Annotated in this window: 18 protein-coding genes; 14 read left to right on the top strand and 4 right to left on the bottom strand. The window is 58.1% G+C overall.

Annotated features, from left to right (window positions below; all coding sequences use genetic code 11):
* Positions 1-4 precede the first annotated feature (4 nt).
* Positions 5-430, bottom strand: a complete 426-nt coding sequence (locus KHA73_RS12225; protein WP_234591150.1) for a DUF2231 domain-containing protein — start codon at positions 428-430, stop codon at positions 5-7.
* Positions 431-1,311: 881 nt separating this feature from the next.
* Here KHA73_RS12225 and KHA73_RS12220 point away from each other — a divergent pair.
* Positions 1,312-1,467: a hypothetical protein gene (locus KHA73_RS12220; RefSeq protein ID WP_234591148.1), complete on the top strand. Its 156-nt coding sequence runs from the start codon at positions 1,312-1,314 to the stop codon at positions 1,465-1,467.
* 7 nt (positions 1,468-1,474) lie between these two features.
* Here the strand turns inward: KHA73_RS12220 and KHA73_RS12215 are convergent, their stop codons facing one another.
* Both KHA73_RS12215 and KHA73_RS12210 read right to left on the bottom strand, forming a co-directional pair.
* The gene (locus KHA73_RS12215) at positions 1,475-1,864 is read right to left on the bottom strand and encodes a nuclear transport factor 2 family protein (RefSeq protein WP_234591147.1); all 390 of its coding nucleotides are present in this window, start codon (positions 1,862-1,864) and stop codon (positions 1,475-1,477) included.
* 294 nt (positions 1,865-2,158) lie between these two features.
* Positions 2,159-2,476, bottom strand: a complete 318-nt coding sequence (locus tag KHA73_RS12210) for a cupin domain-containing protein (RefSeq protein ID WP_234591145.1) — start codon at positions 2,474-2,476, stop codon at positions 2,159-2,161.
* 930 nt (positions 2,477-3,406) lie between these two features.
* Here KHA73_RS12210 and KHA73_RS12205 point away from each other — a divergent pair.
* The 5 genes from KHA73_RS12205 to KHA73_RS12185 all read left to right on the top strand — a co-directional run bounded on the left by KHA73_RS12205 (position 3,407) and on the right by KHA73_RS12185 (position 11,410).
* Positions 3,407-6,361: a beta strand repeat-containing protein gene (locus KHA73_RS12205; RefSeq protein WP_234591144.1), complete on the top strand. Its 2,955-nt coding sequence runs from the start codon at positions 3,407-3,409 to the stop codon at positions 6,359-6,361.
* A gap of 616 nt (positions 6,362-6,977) precedes the next feature.
* Entirely contained in the window at positions 6,978-8,027 is a 1,050-nt protein-coding gene (locus tag KHA73_RS12200; protein ID WP_234591143.1) for an NAD(P)/FAD-dependent oxidoreductase, read from the top strand.
* Between the two features lie 51 nt (positions 8,028-8,078).
* Positions 8,079-8,312 (top strand): hypothetical protein, encoded by a 234-nt coding sequence (locus KHA73_RS12195; RefSeq protein WP_234591141.1) that lies wholly within the window; start codon positions 8,079-8,081, stop codon positions 8,310-8,312.
* A gap of 231 nt (positions 8,313-8,543) precedes the next feature.
* A complete protein-coding gene (locus KHA73_RS12190) occupies positions 8,544-9,926 on the top strand; it encodes a diaminobutyrate--2-oxoglutarate transaminase (RefSeq protein WP_234591139.1) in 1,383 nt (460 codons plus the stop codon).
* 11 nt (positions 9,927-9,937) lie between these two features.
* Positions 9,938-11,410 (top strand): pyridoxal phosphate-dependent decarboxylase family protein, encoded by a 1,473-nt coding sequence (locus KHA73_RS12185; protein WP_234591138.1) that lies wholly within the window; start codon positions 9,938-9,940, stop codon positions 11,408-11,410.
* Positions 11,411-11,494: 84 nt separating this feature from the next.
* Here KHA73_RS12185 and KHA73_RS12180 read toward each other — a convergent pair whose 3' ends face one another.
* On the bottom strand, positions 11,495-12,403 hold the full coding sequence (locus KHA73_RS12180; protein WP_234591261.1) for a LysR family transcriptional regulator: 909 nt from the start codon (positions 12,401-12,403) through the stop codon (positions 11,495-11,497).
* Between the two features lie 194 nt (positions 12,404-12,597).
* Here KHA73_RS12180 and KHA73_RS12175 point away from each other — a divergent pair, with 194 nt between their 5' ends.
* From KHA73_RS12175 to KHA73_RS12140, 8 genes are all read left to right on the top strand, one after another.
* Positions 12,598-13,647 (top strand): dipeptidase, encoded by a 1,050-nt coding sequence (locus KHA73_RS12175; RefSeq protein WP_234591136.1) that lies wholly within the window; start codon positions 12,598-12,600, stop codon positions 13,645-13,647.
* 118 nt (positions 13,648-13,765) lie between these two features.
* Positions 13,766-13,843: a pyrroloquinoline quinone precursor peptide PqqA gene (gene pqqA / locus KHA73_RS12170; RefSeq protein WP_234591259.1), complete on the top strand. Its 78-nt coding sequence runs from the start codon at positions 13,766-13,768 to the stop codon at positions 13,841-13,843.
* A gap of 57 nt (positions 13,844-13,900) precedes the next feature.
* Positions 13,901-14,812 (top strand): pyrroloquinoline quinone biosynthesis protein PqqB, encoded by a 912-nt coding sequence (pqqB, locus tag KHA73_RS12165; protein ID WP_234591134.1) that lies wholly within the window; start codon positions 13,901-13,903, stop codon positions 14,810-14,812.
* 9 nt (positions 14,813-14,821) lie between these two features.
* Positions 14,822-15,574: a pyrroloquinoline-quinone synthase PqqC gene (gene pqqC / locus KHA73_RS12160; protein WP_234591133.1), complete on the top strand. Its 753-nt coding sequence runs from the start codon at positions 14,822-14,824 to the stop codon at positions 15,572-15,574.
* Positions 15,574-15,852 (top strand): pyrroloquinoline quinone biosynthesis peptide chaperone PqqD, encoded by a 279-nt coding sequence (gene pqqD / locus KHA73_RS12155; RefSeq protein WP_234591132.1) that lies wholly within the window; start codon positions 15,574-15,576, stop codon positions 15,850-15,852. The genes pqqC and pqqD overlap by 1 nt, the downstream gene beginning before the upstream one ends.
* Entirely contained in the window at positions 15,845-16,984 is a 1,140-nt protein-coding gene (gene pqqE / locus KHA73_RS12150; protein ID WP_234591131.1) for a pyrroloquinoline quinone biosynthesis protein PqqE, read from the top strand. The genes pqqD and pqqE overlap by 8 nt, the downstream gene beginning before the upstream one ends.
* A 3-nt stretch (positions 16,985-16,987) precedes the next feature.
* A complete protein-coding gene (pqqF, locus tag KHA73_RS12145) occupies positions 16,988-19,300 on the top strand; it encodes a pyrroloquinoline quinone biosynthesis protein PqqF (protein WP_234591130.1) in 2,313 nt (770 codons plus the stop codon).
* 174 nt (positions 19,301-19,474) lie between these two features.
* The gene (locus KHA73_RS12140; RefSeq protein ID WP_234591129.1) at positions 19,475-21,910 is read left to right on the top strand and encodes a glucose/quinate/shikimate family membrane-bound PQQ-dependent dehydrogenase; all 2,436 of its coding nucleotides are present in this window, start codon (positions 19,475-19,477) and stop codon (positions 21,908-21,910) included.
* Positions 21,911-21,935 lie beyond the last annotated feature (25 nt).

Genomic DNA, 21,935 nt, shown 5'->3' with positions numbered 1-21,935 from the left:
CTCCTTATTTTGCGCGCGTGCCGACGGCCAGCAGAATATTGGCGATGCTCAGCAATATAACAACAATGGCTGAAAGAACAACGCCTTGTGGCACTACGGCGTAGGCATCCCGGCTATGCACGAAAGCATTGACAATGGCTAAGACGATGGCGAACAGATTCAGCCAGAAATGCAGCTTTACCGCCGATGTTTGCGGCCAGGAGACGCCAATCCATACCTGAACCAGATTTATCAGGCGGGGAATAATGGCGAGGATCAGGCCAATAGCGATCAGCCAGCTGGCGCCTTGCACCCAGAGGATCTCTGCGTTACAGGCATAGATGATGTCGAAAATCAGTGCCGCGGTAAAAAATCCATAAGGTAGCGGATTCAACCATTCGTAAACCGCCACCGCGAAGGCTGAGTGCCGTGCTGTTGCTTGCGTCGTCATTCAGATATCTCCATGAAAATGATTTTTAAAGAGTTAGGTGCTCTTAAAGCATCGTTCAGTTTTAGGCATTTGAACAATTTACGGCGGTTTTTTAGCATCGGATGTTAATTTTTTGCCATTCTAGCGCCATTATCAGCAGGTGAAGAGATTATCCGAACAGGTCAGGGAATGAAGTGCGAGTGACAATGTCACTGGAAACCACAACGACGGCACTCGCAACGATAATGTGCCGTACTTCAGCCGGTTGAAAGCGGTGTGTTTTGACAAAATTTGCAGGGGTTTTCCTGCCAAGTTTTTCCAGAATTCACGTAGCGCGATCATAGCGGTGGAGATTTGCGTTCGGTTCAGGTCAGATGGAATGTATGTCCGACCATCGTAATCTATCTGTTCAGTCACATCGAAAGCACAGCGCCGTGTAAAGGGATGCAGCCGCAGGTGGTGAAGCGGTTATCAGCATCAGGCTAAAAAGTACGGTGGTTCGCTGAGCGCCAGGCATGGAATGAAAATGGGGCAAGCGCCAGAGCTAGAGCATGCGAAGTCGCCAGGTAAAAGTCCCGAAGCCGGGGTTATCTTAATGAACCTCGATGCGATGTAAAGCCACAATACCAGAAATGGCCTAACTCAATCTAGGTGCGCATAATGTATATTATGTTAAATTACATCTTTGCATACCTTCATTTGCTCATCATCTTTATTATCATTGCCAATCAATCATCAATACCCTTCTCTTTTTCCGTTTTCACCATCTATCACCGGTTAAGAAAACTCCCGGTTATGATCGATTTCAACGATCAATAAGCAATCATTGATCTATCAAACCAATTTGAACCTGCGCCTTTGCACACCCACCATATGCATACCTATTTTTCGGGAATATAATAATGTTCATAAGAACGCTGGTGCGCTTTGCGGCTCTGTCATCTGCCATTTCAATTTTTATCGGCGCGACAAAATGGCCTGACGATTGGTTCATAGGCAGTGTCGTGATGCTGGCCGTTTGGCTGCACGCCGAGTGGGATTGGTGGAAGAACAAATAATGCGGTTTCAATCACCGTTCGCCGTGCCCTGATGAAAACGCAGCTGCCAACGACCACCAGTTTTTGACGATGACAGCAGCCAGATCGATGACCGCTCTGTGCGGCGTACAATTTTACCGTTAGCGTCCCGTTGAAAACTTTTATACGTCAGTAACACCACGCCTTCGGCAACGTTCGCCAGTTTGAACTCTTCGGCGAAAATCTGCCGATGGCCATTTTCCATTTCAAGCGCTGCAACGGTTTGCTGCTTATCGTAACGCTGCCCCGAGCGACCGATTTCTTCAAAATCCTCATGCAACAGTGCAGCGACAATATTCACATCGTTGCGCGTTGCCGGCTGATGCAGCTGAACCTCCAGTGATTGGATCTCCGATAAAAGCCGTGTGGAATCGGTCAAAACGCCCTCCTTTTTTGATCGCGCTACGTGAAATCTGAGATAAATTGGCGGCAATTGATACTGCAGATTTCACCAAAAATCACCGTTATGCCGGCCAGAAATCAACAGATATGTGAACCTGGCTTGGTTGGTGTGAACGGGCTGCTGAAGACAAAGATGTTGGAACTATGTGGCCGTCGGCGGTGGCCGGGATCTTAATGCTGGAGAACGTCCTCCATTCTTGCCCAGCCAATAATCATCAGATAATCCGCGCCGCGCCGGAGATGACCTCGACGCGACGTTTCAGGTTCAGCCTCAGCGGGCCAGTTCTACGCCATCCAGTTCAGAAATGGCCAGGCAGATAACCTCCGTAATCGCCTGGACGGTATAGGCGGTCTTCGCTGGGATAATCAGCATTTCATTCGCCTGCAGCGTCTGTTCGCCAACCACCAACTCACCGGAAAACACAATCAGCTTGACCCAGCCTGGATGCAAACGGGCTGATTGTCGGCTACCGGCATCAAGCTTCAATAGCGCGGTGTGTCCTTGCGCCTCGCGTTTCAGGATATGGTAATGAACCCCATCGTAAGGCATGTTCTCGTAGTGGAGCGACGCCAGCGTTCTTTTATGCATGATACTCTCCTCGTAATCCGTGCGTGGTTGTTCTTTCGGCTGCAGGAACAAGGGCCAGTACGCTTGCAGCCATCGAAAACAATCTGATCATACCGGCCTCTGACGTACATGAAGTGACAAACACATGCCCATCATGTCAGCGCTGACCTCAGAGCCTGTTAGTAAATATATAGGCTGTATGCTCCATACGCAAAAAACATGCTTGGTTAATCATAACTAAATCTTACGCTCCCACTCCACGCCACCTCTGCCGGGATAGCTCGCATCCCCGGTAAATATATGGAATAAAAATCGTCTTAACGGTGTTTATTAACTCCGCAGCGGCCAAAGCAGCCTATCAATGTTAAGCTTTACTATATGTTAATTTCGCCATGAAAAATTCGCATTGCTTATATAAGCAAGGACCAATTTCATTTTAATGACACTTTTATGACAAAAACAACGCAAAAAAAGAAAATCGCGGTTAAGCTTGCATGATTCCTATTTTTCAACAAATCTAATCATTTGGTTTTCCCAGCCAAAAAGGTTGGTTAGGAATAATTCAATTTTATATTTAACAACCATTAATATTATGATATTAAACGATTTTATTATTGAATAATCAAAAGAAAAATGAGATTAAGACAATAAAAAACCTTAGATTCCATGAAGCATTAATATACATGCTTTGATATAAAGCCCCGTCTTGCGGTTTTTTTACTTTGGAGTAGATTTTAATTACAGGTCACTTTCCCAAGTGCAAAAAGGATAAGAGTTTAACATACCTTTTTATAGCCTTATTTGTGTCACTACAGCTTCTTTTTGGGCCGCTTGCTGAGGGGGTAGATATTCACGTCATAAACTACAGTCTTGTTTAATTTATTAAAAATTAATTGCCGTCTTGCATGACGGCGAATGACATACTCATAACCTGTATGGGACATCTTACTTATGGCATCTCTTAATTACCAAAAAGAGGCTGCGGCCTTACTGCTGTCTGTTCTCGGTCAGAGCGCGTCTGCAACAACCTATGACAGCATCGGCAACAGCATTGAAAAAGGCACGCTTTCGGCAGAAAGCTATGTGGACTCACTGCTGAGTTCAGCCGCAGGCGTCAGCCTGTATGGCGGCAAAAGCGATTTAGACGTGCTGAGCAGCATTTATACCGCCACTTACGGCTCCTCGGCGCCCGCCGGCTATCTTGCCGGCCTGCTGGCAAGCAACAGCCTGGAAACCTCCATCACCACCATCGTCAACAATCTGCTGACCTACAGCGGCTTTGACGCCGGCACATTGAGCTCGCAGAGCCATTACGACCAGCAGATTAACGCCATTCTTTACCCTTCATATTCCGTCGCTGGCGGTGCCGCCGGGGTTGCCGACGCAACGGCGCTCTACTATCTGGTGGGCATCGATCCTGTCACCAGCACCGTTAACACCCTCGGCAGCCAAATCAATGCCGGCTCGCAGACCTTTGCGCAGGTCGCGAGCAAATTCATCAGCGATCGCCCTGCCCTGAAAGCCTTGAGCAACGACGCCCTGGTTAACCTGGTGTTCAACGAGGGCTATGGCCGCGCACCGACCAGCGCGGAACTCAGCACCTACACCAGCTTCCTGGCAGGCGGTGGGGATAAAGGTCAGCTGCTGGTCAATATTATCACCGCGTTGCGCGGTACCGTGGCCGCAGGCGATACAGCGGCGCAGCAACAGTTCCTGCATGACACCACGCCGCATGCGGTAGGTGTGATTGCCGGTCTGGCGGCACAGGAACAGGTCGCTTCGGTATTCCTGGCGATCCCCGATCGCAATGTCGATGCCCAGGGATTGGATGACTGGAGCAGCTATCTGACCAAAGACGGCCATACGCTGAACTCGCTGACGGCCAAGCTGATCACCTCCGCCGAGTTCCAGAAAAAAGGCGCGCAGTTGACCGGTAATGACTATATCCAGCACGTTTACACCGATGTGCACGGCGTGGCGGCCAACAGCACGCAGCTGGCGAAATATGCCGCTCTGGGCTCGGACAAGGCGCTGATCGCTACCGCCATCATCAACGATCTGCGCACTTCCACCGCAACGGACGCGGTCACCGTAACGCAACAGCACGCTTTTGAGTATGACATCGGTACCAGCCTGACCTACAAAACGGCGGCTACCCTGTCCGCTTCCGCGGCGAACGGCAACGCCACCGGCGCCGTCAATACCGGCGCCAGCCACGTGCTGAGCAATGCGGAAACCGCCGTGCTGGTCAATGCGGTTCTGAATGCGAACGCCGCCACCACGGTGAATCTGAAGTTCGCCGATCATCTGGCCAATCTGACCATCAACGGCAGCAGCGCGTCGACGGTCAACTTATCCGATAACGGCGTAAACCCAGGCGTGGACATCAGCGTAAACAACGCCAACGTGATCCTCAACGCCAGCTCGGGTTCGGATGACGTCATCGTGACGACCGCCGCCGCCGTCAATACCGGCACCGGCGACTTCAACCTCGGCGCGGGCAACGATACGTTGAAGTGGGCCGGCAACGCGGCCGCTAACGGCGCCAACACCGTCGGCGCAGGCATCAGCGGCAACGGCGGTGCGGGCACCGATGTGCTCTCCGCCAACTTCATCACCAAATCCGTGGTCACCAACCAAAATGCGTTGGGCGTACGCAGCAGCACCATCACCAGCGACGCCAGCCAGTTCACCAGCTTTGAAAAAGTCGATTTGGCTGGGTATATCGGCAAGTCGGTGGGCACCCTGGTCACCACCCCGCTGTTCGGCAACCCAACAACCGCTGCAGTGACTACCGCCAACCATACCTTCGACTTCGGCGTGCTTAACGGCACGGCAACGGTTGAAGGCACCAACGGCGGCTCCATCACCCAGGCGGCAACGCCTTCGGTGGTTGGCACTCAGGGCTTCGTGTTGTCCGGCCTGGCGGATGCGGTAAAAGTGATCAACGTTGCCGGCGGCACCGTGGCGCAGCTGGAAGTGACCGGCAACGCCACCGCAGCCAGCAGCCTTGACTTCACTTTCGTGCAGAACGCCACTAACAAGTTCGATATCGCCTTCACCGCGACCAGCAGCAGCGACGTCAACGCCGGCTCCGTCAGCCTGAACAGCAGCAGCAGCGCGTTGTTCGGCACGGCGCTGAGCACGGTGAACATCGCGTCGGGCGGTTCCGGCAATTTTGAGAATCACCTGGCGCTCACCGGCACCAACACGCAGGTCACCGCCGTTAACGTCACCGGCGATCACCTGCTGGATCTGACCGTTGGCAGCGGCTACAGCAACGTGCGCACCATCGACGCCAGCGGCAATACCGGCGGGGTGGATATCACGGCCAACATCAGCGGCACCGGTGAAGGCGCCATCGCGCAGTTTATCGATCTGTTCCCGTTCGGCCCGATTTTCACTTCCCTGTTCGGCTTAACCGGGGACAACATCAACATCACCGGCACCGCGGCCAATGATACCTTCAGCGTTCGCGACAACACCTCCATTACCGGCAACGGCGGCAACGATCTGTATAAGATCGTCTCCAGCAGTTCGCAATCGGCGGTGACCATCAAAGACTTCAACTATCTGAATGACAGCGTTCTGGATGTAAAATCCAACCTGCTGATTTCCAACACCACCAGCGGCACCCAGGTGGCGGATTACGGCAGCAAAACCGGCCAGGCTTTGGTTGACGCCATTGGTTTGTTCACCGGCACCCTGTTCAGCGGCTTCGTTGGAGCGATACTGGGCTTGAACAACAATGCATTGAGCGCCAAAGTTGGGGTCTCGAGCGTTGATAACAACCACTTCCTGATTGTGGATGAAAACAACGACCACCAGTTGGACAACAATGACACCGTAGTGATGTTGGTTGGGGGCACTCATACCGAGCTGGTGAATAACCTGCACTACGCGTAATAACAATCTGCTTACCAGGGGGGAGATATCCCCCCTTTTTTTTCTGATTGCTTTCCTGAATAAAAAACATTAACCCGCATCGGAAATATATTTTCAAGTCTCTTTATGGAGAATTGCTTACATTAAATTGCTCACCATTTATGGTTATTTAATGCGCAACGAGAGTATTGTGCCGCGAATTTAAATATTCACACAAAAAATGAAAAAAGAAAAAATCGTTATTTATCATTAAAATAAATGATTTATCAAAAGTAACCATCGAGGTTTTGTTCTATAAATTAGGATTCGTAAAATTTACAACCAATGCGTGCCAATATAACATCAACGAACAATAAAAAAGCAATATGAGAAGCCATTTACCCCGTTGACCCGGGGTTTTTTTTGCCTGATTGAAAAATGAAGGCTTTCATCGCGGGTATGTGCATCTGTATTTTTGCCAGCCTCTGCGAGTGAGAATACATATTGTTTCATATTACCGCACCGGCTGAACCTGTAAGCGGCGTCTCCTTCCCCTTCCCCTAAGTTTTCCGTCGGTCAACCGGCAAAATGGCGCAGCCACCTGCATTAATTCGCTTTTTGTGGGATAGTCAGGCCACTCATTTACGCAGGAGTTGGTATGTCTGCCACAGTAAAACATATGATTGTTGTGGGCGCGGGCGTTATCGGCGCATCAATTGCTTATCACTTGGCCCGCCATGGCATAAAAGTGACCGTTATCGAACAAGATCACCCGGCTTCTGGCGCCACCGGCAGCGCTTTTGGCTGGCTCCACACCACGGTGTGTGACGATGCGCCGGATGCGCTGCTCCGCCACGCGTCAGTAGACGACTGGCATCGGCTGGAAAAAGAAATCCCTGAGCTCAAGGTGCGTTGGACAGGCGCCCTGAGTTATGGCGCCAATGCGCCGGAGATTCAGCAGGGAGGGCAGATGCTGGCGCGGTCGGAGATATCGCAGCTTGAACCGGCGATGAACGCCCCGCCGCCCCGCGCGCACTATGCCAATCGGGATGGCGCCGTTGAGCCGGCGGACGCTACCCGAGCGTTGCTGGACAAGGCCTGCAGCCTCGGCGCCCTGTTGAAAACGCAGACGCCTGTCACCGGGTTCATCAAAGAAGGCGCCAGGATTGTTGGCATCACTACGCCGCAAGGCGCATTGGGCGCAGATTGCATCGTTCTTGCCTGCGGAACGGGTATCCCCCCGCTGCTGAGCACCCTCGGCGTTTCACTGCCGATCGAGGCCTCACCGGCTATCTTGCTGCGGTACCGCGTTGCGGCCCCCGTCGTGAACACCCTTATTTCGGGCGATGATCTGGAGGTTCGCCACGATCGCTGTGGGAACCTTTTGGCGGCGGAGGATTACCCGGTAAGCGGCGATATCGGCGCGCTGGCGTCTGAAACCCTTGCGGCGATAAAAAGCCGGCTGCGCGGAACGGCGTCGGCCTCTCTGCTCAGCCAGTCGGTAGCGCAGCGGCCGGTGCCGCAGGACGGGCGCCCCGTCATGGGGTTTATTGATGATATGCCTGGCATTTACGTGGCGGCCATGCATCCCGGCGTCACCTGCGCGGCCACCATCGGCAGGATGGCTAGCGAAGAACTGGCCGCCGGCAACAACCCGGATATCCCAGAAAGCTACCGGCCGGCCCGTTTTAACCCGCTACGTCGTTAACATGTGTCGCGGGATCCCCCCGCGATTATGCTGAATACCCGAGAATAAATCATGGCTATAGGCATCGGCGGCATCGCCCGCAAATCCGTCTCCCAGCCCGGTGGAAAGGAAAAACCAAACGATGGCCGCGCTCTTATCCAGCACAAATATTGTGTATATCGCCATTATGGCTTTAGCTGGCAGATGAGCAAGAATGAATCTTTATTTTCTATTACCGCTATTAATAGAAAATTCATCTTAATAATAAATGGATTAAGCCACCGCCAGCCTGGCGGCCCAGGGTGATTTTGTGCCTTGTTAACGCCCTGTTACTCAGCGCCGATGGGCCTAACGGTTAACAAATCAACAACATATTGATTGGCATAGAAAAAAATCAAACAAATATAAACAAAATAAGCTATTGAGTACCCCCTCAAAAAGCCATATATTGGACGCGTTTTTCACAGGCCAGTTACTTTTTAATTCAATTAATTCAACCAGGGCGTTCTGATAACCCCCGGTTGTAGGAGAGATATGATGACGGATAAAGTCCGTATTGATACTTTAGTTGCGAATTCATTAAATGGAAACAATGAAACCTATTTGGCAAGACAGGCCGAATTTGAGTCGAATGTTAGGAGTTATCCACGCAAATTGCCGTTGGCGATTGCGAAAGCCCAGGGCGTTTGGATCACGGATGTTGAGAATAATCAATATCTTGATTGCCTTGCCGGCGCAGGAACGCTGGCTCTTGGACATAACCACCCTGACGTACTGCAAAGCATCCAAAATGTCATTACCAGCGGCTTGCCGTTACATACTCTGGATCTTACCACCCCGTTAAAAGATCAGTTCTCCGCTTACCTGCTTTCCCTGCTGCCTGGCCAGGGCAAAGAGTACTGCCTGCAGTTCTGCGGCCCTTCCGGCGCGGACGCGGTTGAGGCCGCGCTGAAGCTGGCGAAAAAACACACCGGCCGCACCGGCGTGATCAGCTTCTCCGGCGGCTATCACGGCATGACCCACGGCGCCCTGGCGGTGACCGGCAACCTGTCGCCGAAAGAAGCGGTCAACGGCATGATGCCGGAGGTGCAGTTCATGCCTTACCCGCACCTGTATCGTTGCCCGCTGGGCATCGGCGGCGAGGCCGGCGTCAAGGCCCTGACCTACTATTTTGAAAACCTGATCAACGACGTCGAAAGCGGCGTGCGCAAACCTGCAGCGGTCATTCTGGAAGCGGTCCAGGGCGAAGGCGGCGTGAACCCGGCGCCGGCCGAGTGGCTGCAGCGCATTCGCAAAGTGACCCAGGAACACGGCATTTTGCTGATCGTCGATGAAGTTCAGGCTGGTTTCTGCCGCACCGGCAAACTGTTCGCCTTCGAACACGCCGGCATCGAGCCGGACATCATCGTGATGTCCAAAGCGGTCGGCGGCGGCCTGCCGCTGGCGGTCTTGGGCATCAAGAAACAGTTCGACGCCTGGGAGCCTGGCCACCACACCGGCACCTTCCGCGGCAACCAGCTGGCGATGGCCACCGGCCTGACCACCCTGAAGCACCTCAAAGAACATCAGGTCGCCGAGAAAGTGGCCGCTCAGGGCGAATGGCTGAAGGCCCGCCTGGCGGAGCTGCAAAAACGCTATCCGGTGATTGGCAACGTGCGCGGTCTGGGCCTGATGATCGGCATCGAGATCGTGAAGCCGGACGAAGCGCAGGATCACATGGGCTGCCACCCAGCCGATGGCCAGCTGTCCGCGCTGCTGCAGAAAAAATGCTTCGAAGCCGGGCTGATTCTGGAGCGAGGCGGCCGTAACGGCTGCGTGCTGCGCCTGCTGCCTTCCCTGCTGATCACCAATGACGAACTGGGCATTTTCCTGGATAAATTTGAACACGCCCTGTTGGCCGCTGGCGTCAAGCCGGTCTGAATGGAGTCGTAATGACCAAGTTAAACCCTATTCTGGCGGCCTCGGCGCAAAGCACCGAGGCATACCGCCAGGCGATCGCGCAAAGCAGTGCGGCAGTGGTGCAGTGGCTGCAACAGCCCGAGATGTATCAGGGCAAAACCGTTGCTGAACTGCGTGAGCGCATTACGCTGGACTTCAACCCGCAGGGCCTGGGCAACCAGGCCGCTATTGAACGCGCCATCGAGTACTTTTTAAAAGACAGCCTGTCGGTGCACCATCCGCAGTGCGTCGCGCATTTGCATTGCCCGAGCCTGGTGATCAGCCAGGCCGCCGAAGTGCTGATTAACGCCACCAACCAGAGCATGGATTCCTGGGATCAGAGCCCGTCGGCCACCATCATCGAGATGAAGCTGATCGAATGGCTGCGCGCCCAGGTCGGTTATCAGCCCGGCGACGCCGGGGTGTTCACCAGCGGCGGCACCCAAAGCAACCTGATGGGCCTGATGCTGGCGCGCGACGCCTTCTTCGCCCGCCGGGGCCACTCCGTCCAGCAGGACGGGCTGACCGGAAACCTGCGAAAAATCAAGGTACTGTGTTCCGAAAATGCCCATTTCTCGGTGCAGAAGAACATGGCGTTGATGGGGCTGGGTTATCAATCCGTCACCCTGGTGAAAACCGATCAGTGCGCGCGGATGGATCTCGACGATCTGGCCGAAAAAGTAGCGCAGGCCGAGGCCAATGGCGAACAGATCCTGGCGATTGTCGCGACGGCGGGCACCACCGACGCCGGCGCCATCGATCCGCTGCGCGCCATCGCCACCCTGGCGGCGAAACATCAGATCTGGGTGCATGTGGATGCGGCCTGGGGCGGCGCGCTGTTGCTGTCCGAGCAATACCGCGACTACCTGGACGGTCTCGAACTGGTGGATTCCATTACCCTGGACTTCCACAAACAGTTCTTCCAGACCATCAGCTGCGGCGCCTTCTTGCTGAAAGAAGCTCGCCACTACGAACTGATGCGCTATCAGGCGGCTTACCTGAACTCCGAGTTCGACGAAGCTCAGGGCGTGCCTAACCTGGTGTCCAAATCGCTGCAGACCACCCGCCGTTTCGACGCGCTGAAGCTGTGGATGGGCCTGGAAGCGCTGGGGCAAAAACAGTATGCCGAGATCATCGATCACGGCGTAACCCTGGCGCAGCAGGTCGCGCGTTACATCGCCGATCGGCCCTCGCTGGAGCTGGTGATGGAGCCGCAGCTGGCCAGCGTGCTGTTCCGCTTTAACCCGCCACGCCTGGCGGAATGCGGCAATTCGGCGGTGGCCTTTGTCAACCAGCGCATCGGCGATGCGTTGCTGGCCTCTGGCCGCGCCAACGTCGGCGTAACCGAGTCTAACGGCGTCACCTGCCTGAAGATGACGTTGCTGAACCCGACGGTAACGCTGGAAGACATCAAAGTGCTGCTGGCGCTGGTCGAACGCACCGCAGTGGAGCTGCCGGCGGCGTAATCTGCCGGTAACGTTCCGCACAAAAAAGCCGATAACTTTGCTATGGTTATCGGCTTTTTTTATTTCTCTCGTGACTCGCCGCTCTTAATCCAGCCCCCGTTGGCGGCAGACGCTCAGCATCAGCTGCCGCAGCCAGCGGTGCGCCGAATCGGCCTCCAAACGCGGGTGCCACATTTGCGATACGGTAATTCCCCTGACCTTCACCGGCAGCTCGAAACTGCAGAGCGCGGCGGCAGGCTGCCCCGCCAGGAATGAGGCCGGCACCAGCGCCACCAGCTCCGATGCCTCGGCAACCGCCAACGCCGCCGGGAAGCTTGGCACCACGGCGGCCACCTTGCGCTGCAGCCCAAGCTCGGCCAGCGCTTCGTCAACCGGGCCGGTGGTCCTCCCCCGGCGCGAAGCGACGACGTGCCCGAAAGACACATACTGCTCAACCGATACCGGAGCCTCGCCGTCGAGCGGATGCCCCCTGCGCACCACGCCGACGAAGCGATCGCGGAATAGCGCCTGCAAACGAATTTCCGGCCCCATCTCCCCCAGAACGCCGATTTCGAGATCGATCAGCCCCTCACGCAGCGGTATCGGCGTTTTCTCCGGCTTGGGGGCAAAGCGCAGACGCACCGAAGGCGCAACCCCGGCGACTGCGGCGATCAGCGCAGCGCCGAACGTCTCGACAAAGCCTTCGTTGGCGCGGATCGTAAAAGTGCGTTCCAGCGTGGCGAGATCCAGCTCAGATGCCGAGGGGCGAAGCACGGCGCAGGCTTCAAAGAGCGCATGGCGGGTGCGCTCGCGTATCTGTTCGGCATGAGGCGTCAACACCATATTGCGCCCTGCCCGCACCAGCAGCGGATCGCCGGTTGCCGCTCGCAGCCGGCCCAGGGTGCGGCTCATGGCCGAGGCGCTTAACCCCAGACGGCGCGCCGCGCCGACCACGCTCCCTTCAGCCAGGAGCGCATCGAGTGCGATGAGTAAGTTGAGATCGGGTTCAGTCATGTTCACATACTAGCCTGTCCACTTAAACGAGGAAAGGCGTCCGGTGCAGGTTATAAGCGCAAATGCTGCGCCTTCCGCCTCTTCTGGTGAACGCCAGCCAGAAGTTTTCAGGGCAGGCATGGCCCCAAAGGCTTGCCCGCCGCCATTCAATCGGCGAACATAATGGCATTCAACCTGACTCTGCGTGCATGCCTATGACGCCATCTTCCCCAGCGCCCGTATTCGACGGGCATAACGATCTGTTGCTCAAGCTGTGGCTGGAGCACGCCGACGAGCCGGTCAGCGCATTTTACACCCGGGTAGAGAACGGCCACCTGGATTTCCCGCGCATGCGGCGCGGCGGCTTCTGCGGCGGCCTGTTTGCGGTTTTTATACCGCCGGTGAGCTATATCGCCCAGGTCAGAAACCAGAGCGAAGCGCAAGCACAGGCGGCGTTCGATCCTGTGGCCATCACCGAAGCGCAGATCGCCATCCTATACAGGCTGGAACAGGCCTCTCAGGGGCAGCTGCGAATTTGCCGCACGGTAAACGAGATTGAACAGTGCCGGCGCAACCGGCAGATTGCCGCGGTGCTGCACATCGAGGGCGCCGGCGCGCTGGACGCCGGGCTGGCGCGTCTGGATCATTTTTATGCGCTGGGCGTGCGCAGCATCGGGCCGTTCTGGAACCTGCCAAACGCCTTTGGCGAAGGGGTCAACGGGCCATTCCCCGGCACGCCGGATACCGGCGCGGGCATGACGCCGGCCGGCCTGGCGCTGATTGCCGCCTGCAACCGCCGGCGCATCATGATCGACGTCTCGCACATGAACGAAAAAGCCTTCTGGCAGACCGCCGAACTCAGCCGCGCGCCGCTGGTCGCCACCCACTCCAACGCGCACGCGCTATGCCCACAGCCGCGCAATTTGACCGACGCGCAGTTGGCCGCCATCGCGCAAAGCGATGGGTTTGTCGGCGTTAACTTCGGCACCGCCTTTTTGCGCGCCGACGGTAAACGCGACAGCGCCACGACGCCTTTAACAGAAATTGTTAAACACATCGAGTATTTGATCGCTAGACTTGGTGAAGATCGCGTTGGTTTCGGTTCCGACTTCGACGGGGTGAACGTTCCGGCGCCATTGGGCGACGTCGGCGGCCTGCCGCTGCTGATGCAGGCGCTGTCGCAGGCGGGGTTCGAGGAGCCGTTGCTGGAGAAGCTGGCCTGGCGCAACTGGCGCAGAACGCTGGCGGCAAGCTGGGGTGAATAAAACTTTTACCCTTTAAAGGTTGCGAACTCCGTCACATTTCGCCAACATCATCACGGCTGAATGCGATTAGGTCTCATTTGGCTGGACACACCTTGATTCACACAACAGGAGCACCGCTATGACTGCTTGGACTAAACCAGAGTTTGTTGACCTGCGTCTGGGGCTGGAAGTTACGCTGTACATTTCCAACCGTTAATCGCCTGTCTGCCCGCCTCTCGCGCGGGCATTTCTTTCCCTCTTTTCTGGTCTACACATGCAGATAAAAGTTCTCGGCTCCGCTGCAGGCGGTGGTTTTCCTCAATGGAATTGCAACTGCAAAAATTGTCAGGGGGTGCGCAACAACAGCATAAAAGCCTCGCGTCGTACCCAATCCTCCATCGCCGTCAGCGACGACGGTAAAAACTGGGTGCTGTGCAACGTGTCCCCGGACATTTGCCACCAGCTGCTCGCTTCGCCTGAATTGAATAACCCCGAGGTGCTGCGCGGAACCGGCATAGGGTCGATCATTCTGACCGACAGCCAGATCGACCACAGCGCGGGCTTACTCAATTTGCGTGAGGGCTGCCCGCACCAGGTGTGGTGCACTCATGAGGTGCATGAAGATCTGAGTACCGGCTTCCCGCTGTTTACCATGCTTTCGCACTGGAATGGCGGCCTGGTTCATCACCCGGTCACGCCGCTGGAGCCGTTCCAGGTGGCGGTTTGCCCGAGCATCCGTTTTACCGCCATTCCGCTGCTGAGCAATGCGCCGCCCTATTCCCAATACCGCCATCGTCCGCTGCCGGGCCACAACGTAGCGCTGTTTATCGAAGACGCGACGCGCGGCATTGGCCTGCTGTATGCCCCGGGGCTGGGTGAACCGGATGAGACCCTGCTCCCCTGGCTGCAGCGCGCCGACTGCCTGCTGATCGACGGCACCCTGTGGCGCGACAACGAGCTGGCGGATACCGGCGTTGGCCGCAATACCGGTAAAGACATGGGCCACCTGGCGCTGGCGGAAGAACATGGCCTGGCGGCGCTGCTCGCCGGCCTGCCGGCCAAACGAAAAATTCTGATCCACATTAACAACACCAACCCGATCCTCGATGAAGACTCCGCCGAGCGCCAAAGCCTGGCCGACGCCGGCATCGAAGTAAGCTGGGACGGGATGAACATCGAACTCTAGGTAACCAGCATGACACCACAGCCACTCTCACCGCAGGCGTTCGAAGCTGCGCTGCGCGCCAAGGGCGCCTATTATCATATTCATCACCCGTATCACATCGCCATGCACAACGGCGAGTCTACCCCTGAGCAGATCCAGGGCTGGGTGGCGAACCGTTTTTATTATCAGACCAGCATCCCGATCAAAGACGCGGCGATCATGGCCAACTGCCCGCAGCCGGAAACCCGGCGCAAATGGGTGCAACGCATTTTGGATCACGACGGCTACGGCGGCAGCGAAGGCGGCATCGAAGCCTGGCTGCGCCTCGGTGAGGCGGTGGGCCTGAAACGCGAAACCTTGCTCTCTGAGGAGCTGGTGCTGCCGGGCGTGCGCTTTGCGGTGGACGCCTACGTTAACTTTGCCCGCCGCGCCTGCTGGCAGGAAGCGGCCTGCAGTTCGCTGACCGAGCTGTTCGCCCCGCAGATCCACCAGTCGCGTCTCGACAGCTGGCCGCAGCATTACCCGTGGATAGATGCGGCGGGCTACGACTATTTCCGCAGCCGCCTGGGCCAGGCTAACCGCGACGTGGAGCACGGGCTGGCGCTGGCGCTGGAGTACTGCGACAGCGCAGAGAAACAGCAGCGCATGCTGGAGATCCTGCAATTCAAACTGGATATTCTCTGGAGCATGCTGGACGCCATGAGCATGGCCTATACCCTAAATCGCCCGCCTTACCACAGCGTGACCGATGCGCGGGTATGGCATAACCAGAGGCTGGTGTAATGACGCTGAACCCTGAACAAACCCCGCTATTCCGCCGCGGCTACCGCCTGCAGTGGGAAGAGGTGCAAAACAGCCATGTGATCCTCTACCCGGAAGGCATGGCCAAGCTGAATGACAGCGCCGCCGCCATCCTGCAGTTGGTCGACGGCAAAGCGACCCTGAACGGCATTATCGCGCAGTTGAACGCGCGCTTTCCCGGCGCCGACGGGTTAGCGGAAGACGTGCTGGAGTTCTTCCAGCGCGCCTATGAACAAAAATGGGTGATTTTCCGTGACTGAGCCAAGCGCCGCGCCTGCGGTTAACCCGCCGCTGTGGCTGCTGGCGGAGCTGACCTATCGCTGCCCGCTGCAGTGCCCTTACTGCTCCAACCCGCTCGACTTCGCCGCGCAGGAAAAAGAGCTGACCACCGAGCAGTGGATCGAGGTGTTCCGCCAGGCGCGGGCGATGGGCAGCGTCCAGCTGGGGTTCTCCGGCGGTGAGCCGCTGGTGCGTAAAGACCTGCCTGAGCTGATCGCCGCCGCGCGCGATCTGGGTTTTTATACCAACCTGATCACCTCCGGCATCGGGCTGACCGAGAAAAAGCTGCAAACCTTCGCCGACGCCGGGCTGGACCATATCCAGATCAGCTTCCAGGCCAGCGACGAAACGCTGAACGCCGCCCTGGCGGGTTCCGCCAAGGCGTTCCAGCAAAAGCTGGCGATGGCCAAAGCGGTGAAGGCGCTCGGTTATCCGATGGTGCTCAACTTTGTGTTGCACCGGCACAACATCGATCAGATCGACCGCATCATTGAGCTGGCGATCCAGCTGGACGCCGACGACGTAGAACTGGCGACCTGCCAGTTCTACGGCTGGGCGCATCTGAACCGTGAAGGCCTGCTGCCGACCCGCGAGCAGATAGCCCGCGCGGAACAGGTGGTGAAACACTACCGTGAAAAAATGGCCGCGGGCGGCAACCTGGCCAACCTGCTGTTCGTTACCCCGGACTACTATGAAGAACGCCCGAAAGGCTGCATGGGCGGCTGGGGCGCGATATTCCTGAGCGTGACGCCGGAAGGCATGGCGTTACCTTGTCACAGCGCCCGCCAGCTGCCGGTGAAGTTTCCGTCGGTGCTGGAGCAGGATCTGCAGCATATTTGGTACCACTCGTTCGGCTTTAACCGCTATCGGGGTTACGAGTGGATGCCGGAGCCCTGCCGCTCCTGCCCGGAGAAAGAAAAGGATTACGGCGGCTGCCGCTGCCAGGCCTTTATGCTGACCGGCGACGCCGACAACGCCGATCCCGTGTGCTCCAAATCATCGCACCACGGCACCATATTGGCGGCGCGCGAAGCGGCCAACCGCACGCAGATCGGCATCGATCAGCTGCGCTTTCGCAACCGCGCCAACTCGCAGCTGATCTTCAAGGGATAAGCCATGCAGCAAAGCACCGCCTCGCTGCGTCTCGATAACGGGCTGCGCGTCAGGTTGATCAGCGATCCCGCCGCCGGGCGCGCCGCCGCCTTGATGCGCATCGAGGCGGGCAGCCTGCAAGAACCGCAGGCCTGGCCCGGTCTGGCGCACCTGCTGGAGCATATGCTGTTTCGCGGCGGCGAGGCGTTTGCCGCCGAAGACGGCCTGATGCGCTGGGTACCTGCCCACGGCGGCCGGTTGAACGCGACTACCCGGGCGATGCAGACCGCTTTCTTTTTTGAAGTGGACGCAGCGCAGCTCGGGGCGGGCACGGACCGGCTAATCGATATGCTGAGCGCCCCGCTGCTGGCGCCGGAGGCGGCAATGCAGGAAGCCGGGATCATCGATGCCGAGTACCGCCTGCTGCGCACGGACGCCGAGACCCTGTGCGAAGCGGCGCAGCGCCAGGCGTTCGGCTTGCATCGTTTTCATATCGGCAACCGCGCCGCCTTTGGCGAAGATGCCGCCGCGCTGCAGCACGCCCTGCGGCAATATCATCGGCAACATTACGGCGCGGCCAACATGACGCTGTGGCTGCAGGGGCCACAGCCGCTGGCGCAGCTGCGCCGTCTGGCGCGGCAACTGGCCTCACGCCTCCCCGCTGAACCGGCTGGCCCTCCGGGCGCGGCCGTCGCGCTCGCCGCTCGGGGAGATTATGCCCTGGCCCTGCCCGGAGCGCCGCAGCTGCGCCTGACGCTGGCGTTAAATCAGGCTCCGGCCGCCCGACGCAGTTGGCTGCGCTTATTGCAGTGCCTGCTGCAGGACGAGGCGCCCGGCAGCCTGCTGGCCTGGCTGCGGGCGCAGGAATATGGCGATGAGGTGAGATTGATTCATGCCCGCTATGGCGAACAATGCGCACTGCTGACCTTTGCGTTTAGCCTCAATCAGGGCACGGCGGAGGAAGCGGCGGCCGTAGAGGCGGCATTGTTTAGCTGGCTGCGGCAGTTGAGCACCCTGACACAAGCGCAATTGGCGCATTATCGGCGGCTGGCGAATCTGGCCTTTGCGCGCCTGGCGCCGCTCGAACAGCTGCGGGAACGGGCGTTTGGCCTGCCGCCGGTACAGGAGGCCGGGGAATGGCCGCAGCAGCTTGCCGCATTGCAACAAGCGCCGCTGAGCCGTTTGCTCACCCGCCAAGAGGTCGGCGGCGAAAGCGCAGAAGTTCAGGGATTGCCGTTAACGCTTGTGCCGTTCGTTCCGATCGGCCAAAAACCGCGCGCCGCGCATTTTCATTTCTTCCGTCCGATGGCGTTGCCGCAGCCCGCACCGCTGCCCGCCAGCCGCGCGCCTCTGCAGCATCTGGCGCCAGGCCAGCCGCAGCCGGTGCTGCAGCTGCGCCCTTCGCCTTCAACGCCGCTCAGCGAGGCGCAGGGTTATCGCCTGCAGACGGCGCTGCGTATAACGGCGGCGGCGCTGGCGCATCACGACGGTCATTTGAGCTTTGAACGTTTTCAGGGCGTCTGGCTGCTGCAGCTTTCCGGGGACGACGCCCTGATGCATTACGGTATTAACGCCATCAATCAGGCGCTGTCGGCATTTTCCCCCGCCGTAATGCGCGCAGCGGAACGGATGGAACAGCGCGCCCGGCAGCGGGAACAAAACGACATCGCCATTCGCCGTCTGCTGGGCCAACTGCCGGCGGCGCTGAGCGGCAAGCCCGCAGACGAGGTGCGCTGGCAGGCCAGCCTGTTCGGCGGCGGTGAGGCTTTGCGGCAGCAACTGGCCCATTCGCTGAGTGATTTCCCCTACCCGCTGATTGCCGCTGCGCCATTGGCGCAGAGCCTGGCCGGCGCGCCGGTCAGCCTGGCGGAACGCGGTGCGGAAAACGCGCTGCTGCTATTCTTCCCGCTGCCGGAAATAACCGCCGCGGGGCGGGTGGCATTACGGCTATTGGCGCAGCTTTATGCCCCGCAGTATTTCCAGCAGCTGCGCGTCGAAAAGAACATCGGTTACGTGGTGCAATGCGCTTATCACCGCTGTGCGGACGTCGAGGGCGTTTTCTTTGCGTTACAGTCACCCAGGTTCACCATTGAACAACTGAATCAATTTACCGCCGAGTTTTTACGTCAGCAGCAGTCTGTGCTCGCCCAATTAGGCGCAGCAGAGTGGGAACGGGCGAAAGCCACGTTGGCGCAAAGCCTGCGGCAGCGCAATGGCGACGCCTTGCGGCTGGCGCGGGAAAACAGCTGTGAAAACAGTCTTCTGGCGGAGCATTTGCCTCAGCTGTCGCAGCAAGAATTGCAGCGCTGGCAGCGCCGAATTTTTACTTTCATCTAAAATAATCGCAACAAACATTTTCGGCAGCAACATATCCTTAACCACTCAATGAATCAAATGGTACAATCCTCGTTATTCAGGGTTGTGTTGCCTGCCTGGCTTAGCGATAAGCCGGGCGGCGATGACGCTTTGAAAGCAAAAGCCAGAAACATTATTTTCGGAGAATGCCAGAATATGTCTGATTCAATTACCCGACCGGGTATAAAACTTAAGCTATGGTGTTGCCTGTTAGGGATCATCCTGGCGGCGACCGGCCTGTTCTTCGCCATCGCCGGCGGCAAGTTGGTTTCGCTCGGCGGCAGCAGCTACTTCCTGATTGCCGGCATCGTCACCCTGCTGTCCGCCATTCAATTCTTCCGCGGCAAATCCTCGGCGGTATCGCTGTTCCTGCTGGTGTTTATCGGCACGCTGATTTGGTCGGTATTCGACGCCGGCTTTGATTTCTGGCCGTTGATTTCCCGCCTGATGGTGCCAACCGGCCTGATGCTGCTGGCATTCCTCACCTGGCCCGCCCTGCGCAAGCGCGAAGGCAAAGCGCCGCTGGCCAAGCCGTCTTACCTGTTCTCGGCGCTGCTGGCCGTCGGCATGGTCGGCGCCTTGGTTCAGACGTTCCAGCCGCACCCGACCGTCGCCTTCAGCGGCACTCAGCTGCCGCTGATCCCGGTAGAGAAAGCCAAACAGCAAAAAGACTGGGACAACTACGGCAATACGCCGGGCGGCAGCCGTTTCGTGGCGCTGGACCAGATCACCCGCGATAACGTCAGGGATCTGAAGGTCGCCTGGACCTTCCACACCGGCGATACCCCGCTCAGCCCGGACGGCAACGGCGCGGAAGACCAGCAAACGCCGCTGCAGATAGGCAACCGCATCTTCCTGTGCACCCCACACAACAACGTAATCGCCGTCGACGCCGACAGCGGCAAAGAAATTTGGAAGCGCGAAATCAACGCCAAATCCCAGGTATGGAACCGCTGCCGCGGCCTGGCCTATTTTGACGTGAACAAGCCGCTGCCGCAGCCGACCGTGCCGGGATCCACCCCTGCCGCGCCGGTCGCCCTGGCCGCCGGCGACAGCTGCCAGCGCCGCATTCTGATGAACACCATCGACGCGCGTCTGGTGGCGATCAACGCCGATAACGGCGAGTTTTGCCAGAACTTCGGCCATAACGGCGTGGTTGATTTAAAAGCCGGTCTGGGCGACGCGGCGGATCCGAAATACCAGCTGACCTCTGCACCGACCCTGGCCGGCACCACCGTGGTGGTCGGCGGCCGCGTGGCCGATAACGTGCAGACCGACATGCCGGGCGGCGTACTGCGCGGTTTCAACGTCATTACCGGTGAAATGCGCTGGGCGTTCGATCCGGGCAACCCGGAGCCGAATGCGGCGTTGCAACCGGGCCAGACCTTTGTGCGCAGCACCCCGAACTCCTGGGCGCCGATGTCCTACGATCCGGCGATGAACACCGTGTTCCTGCCGATGGGCAGTTCGTCGGTCGACCTGTGGGGCGCTAACCGCAACGCGCTGGACCACAAATACGGCGCCTCCATCCTGGCGCTTGACGCGACCACCGGTAAAGAGAAGTGGGTTTATCAGACCGTGCATAACGATCTGTGGGACTTCGACCTGCCGATGCAGCCAAGCCTGATCGACTTCCCGATGAAGGACGGCACCACCAGGCCGGCGCTGGTGATCGGCGCCAAGACCGGGCAGCTCTTTGTGCTGGATCGCCACACCGGCAAGCCGCTGACCGAAGTGAAAGAGTTGCCGGTGAAAACCCGCAACATCCCCAACGAGCAGTACTCTGCGACCCAGCCGTTCTCCGTGGGCATGCCGTCGATTGGCGCCGATAAGCTCACCGAGTCCGATATGTGGGGCGCCACGCCGTTCGATCAGCTGATGTGCCGCATCAGCTTCAAATCGATGCGCTATGACGGCCTGTTCACCGCACCGGACACCGACGTCTCTCTCAGCTTCCCCGGCTCGCTGGGCGGCATGAACTGGGGTGGCCTGTCGACCGATCCGAATAACCATTACATCTTCGCCAACGATATGCGCCTCGGCCTGTGGGTGCAGATGATCCCGCAGAAAACCGACGCCAACGCGCCGGCCAGCAACGGCGGCGAGTCGGTGAATACCGGCATGGGCGCGGTGCCGTTGAAAGGCACGCCGTATGCGGTCAATAAGAACCGCTTTATGTCGCCGCTGGGCATTCCCTGCCAGAAGCCGCCGTTCGGCACGCTTTCGGCTATCGACATGAAAACCCAGAAGGTCGTGTGGCAGGTTCCGGCCGGCACGGTGCAAGACACCGGGCCGTTCGGCATCAAAATGCGCGCGCCGATGCCGGTCGGCATGCCGACGCTGGGCGGCACGCTGGCGACCCAGGGCGGCCTGGTGTTTATCGCCGGCACCCAGGATTACTACCTGCGTGCGTTCGACTCTTCTACCGGCAAGGAAGTGTGGAAAGCGCGTCTGCCGGTCGGCAGCGGCGGCACGCCGATGAGCTACGTCTCGCCGACCACCGGCAAACAGTATGTGGTTATCTCCGCCGGCGGCGCACGCCAGTCGCCGGACCGCGGTGACTACGTCATCGCCTATGCGCTGGATAAATAAGCCCGGGCGAAATGCATAAACGACA

Origin of the sequence: Serratia entomophila (assembly GCF_021462285.1) — a bacterium.
Lineage (GTDB): Bacteria > Pseudomonadota > Gammaproteobacteria > Enterobacterales > Enterobacteriaceae > Serratia > Serratia entomophila.
The sequence above is the reverse complement of the archived record's forward strand: the minus strand, read 5'-3'. Positions and strand labels throughout refer to the sequence as shown.

What these genes read in the sequence shown, in the direction of transcription:
- KHA73_RS12225 (WP_234591150.1), bottom strand. Translation starts at nt 430, where the DNA reads ATGACGACGCAAGCAACAGCACGGCACTCAGCCTTCGCGGTGGCGGTT.
- KHA73_RS12220 (WP_234591148.1), top strand. Translation starts at nt 1,312, where the DNA reads ATGTTCATAAGAACGCTGGTGCGCTTTGCGGCTCTGTCATCTGCCATT.
- KHA73_RS12210 (WP_234591145.1), bottom strand. Translation starts at nt 2,476, where the DNA reads ATGCATAAAAGAACGCTGGCGTCGCTCCACTACGAGAACATGCCTTAC.
- KHA73_RS12205 (WP_234591144.1), top strand. Translation starts at nt 3,407, where the DNA reads ATGGCATCTCTTAATTACCAAAAAGAGGCTGCGGCCTTACTGCTGTCT.
- KHA73_RS12200 (WP_234591143.1), top strand. Translation starts at nt 6,978, where the DNA reads ATGTCTGCCACAGTAAAACATATGATTGTTGTGGGCGCGGGCGTTATC.
- KHA73_RS12195 (WP_234591141.1), top strand. Translation starts at nt 8,079, where the DNA reads ATGGCTATAGGCATCGGCGGCATCGCCCGCAAATCCGTCTCCCAGCCC.
- KHA73_RS12190 (WP_234591139.1), top strand. Translation starts at nt 8,544, where the DNA reads ATGACGGATAAAGTCCGTATTGATACTTTAGTTGCGAATTCATTAAAT.
- KHA73_RS12185 (WP_234591138.1), top strand. Translation starts at nt 9,938, where the DNA reads ATGACCAAGTTAAACCCTATTCTGGCGGCCTCGGCGCAAAGCACCGAG.
- KHA73_RS12180 (WP_234591261.1), bottom strand. Translation starts at nt 12,403, where the DNA reads ATGACTGAACCCGATCTCAACTTACTCATCGCACTCGATGCGCTCCTG.
- KHA73_RS12175 (WP_234591136.1), top strand. Translation starts at nt 12,598, where the DNA reads ATGACGCCATCTTCCCCAGCGCCCGTATTCGACGGGCATAACGATCTG.
- pqqA (WP_234591259.1), top strand. Translation starts at nt 13,766, where the DNA reads ATGACTGCTTGGACTAAACCAGAGTTTGTTGACCTGCGTCTGGGGCTG.
- pqqB (WP_234591134.1), top strand. Translation starts at nt 13,901, where the DNA reads ATGCAGATAAAAGTTCTCGGCTCCGCTGCAGGCGGTGGTTTTCCTCAA.
- pqqC (WP_234591133.1), top strand. Translation starts at nt 14,822, where the DNA reads ATGACACCACAGCCACTCTCACCGCAGGCGTTCGAAGCTGCGCTGCGC.
- pqqD (WP_234591132.1), top strand. Translation starts at nt 15,574, where the DNA reads ATGACGCTGAACCCTGAACAAACCCCGCTATTCCGCCGCGGCTACCGC.
- pqqF (WP_234591130.1), top strand. Translation starts at nt 16,988, where the DNA reads ATGCAGCAAAGCACCGCCTCGCTGCGTCTCGATAACGGGCTGCGCGTC.
- KHA73_RS12140 (WP_234591129.1), top strand. Translation starts at nt 19,475, where the DNA reads ATGTCTGATTCAATTACCCGACCGGGTATAAAACTTAAGCTATGGTGT.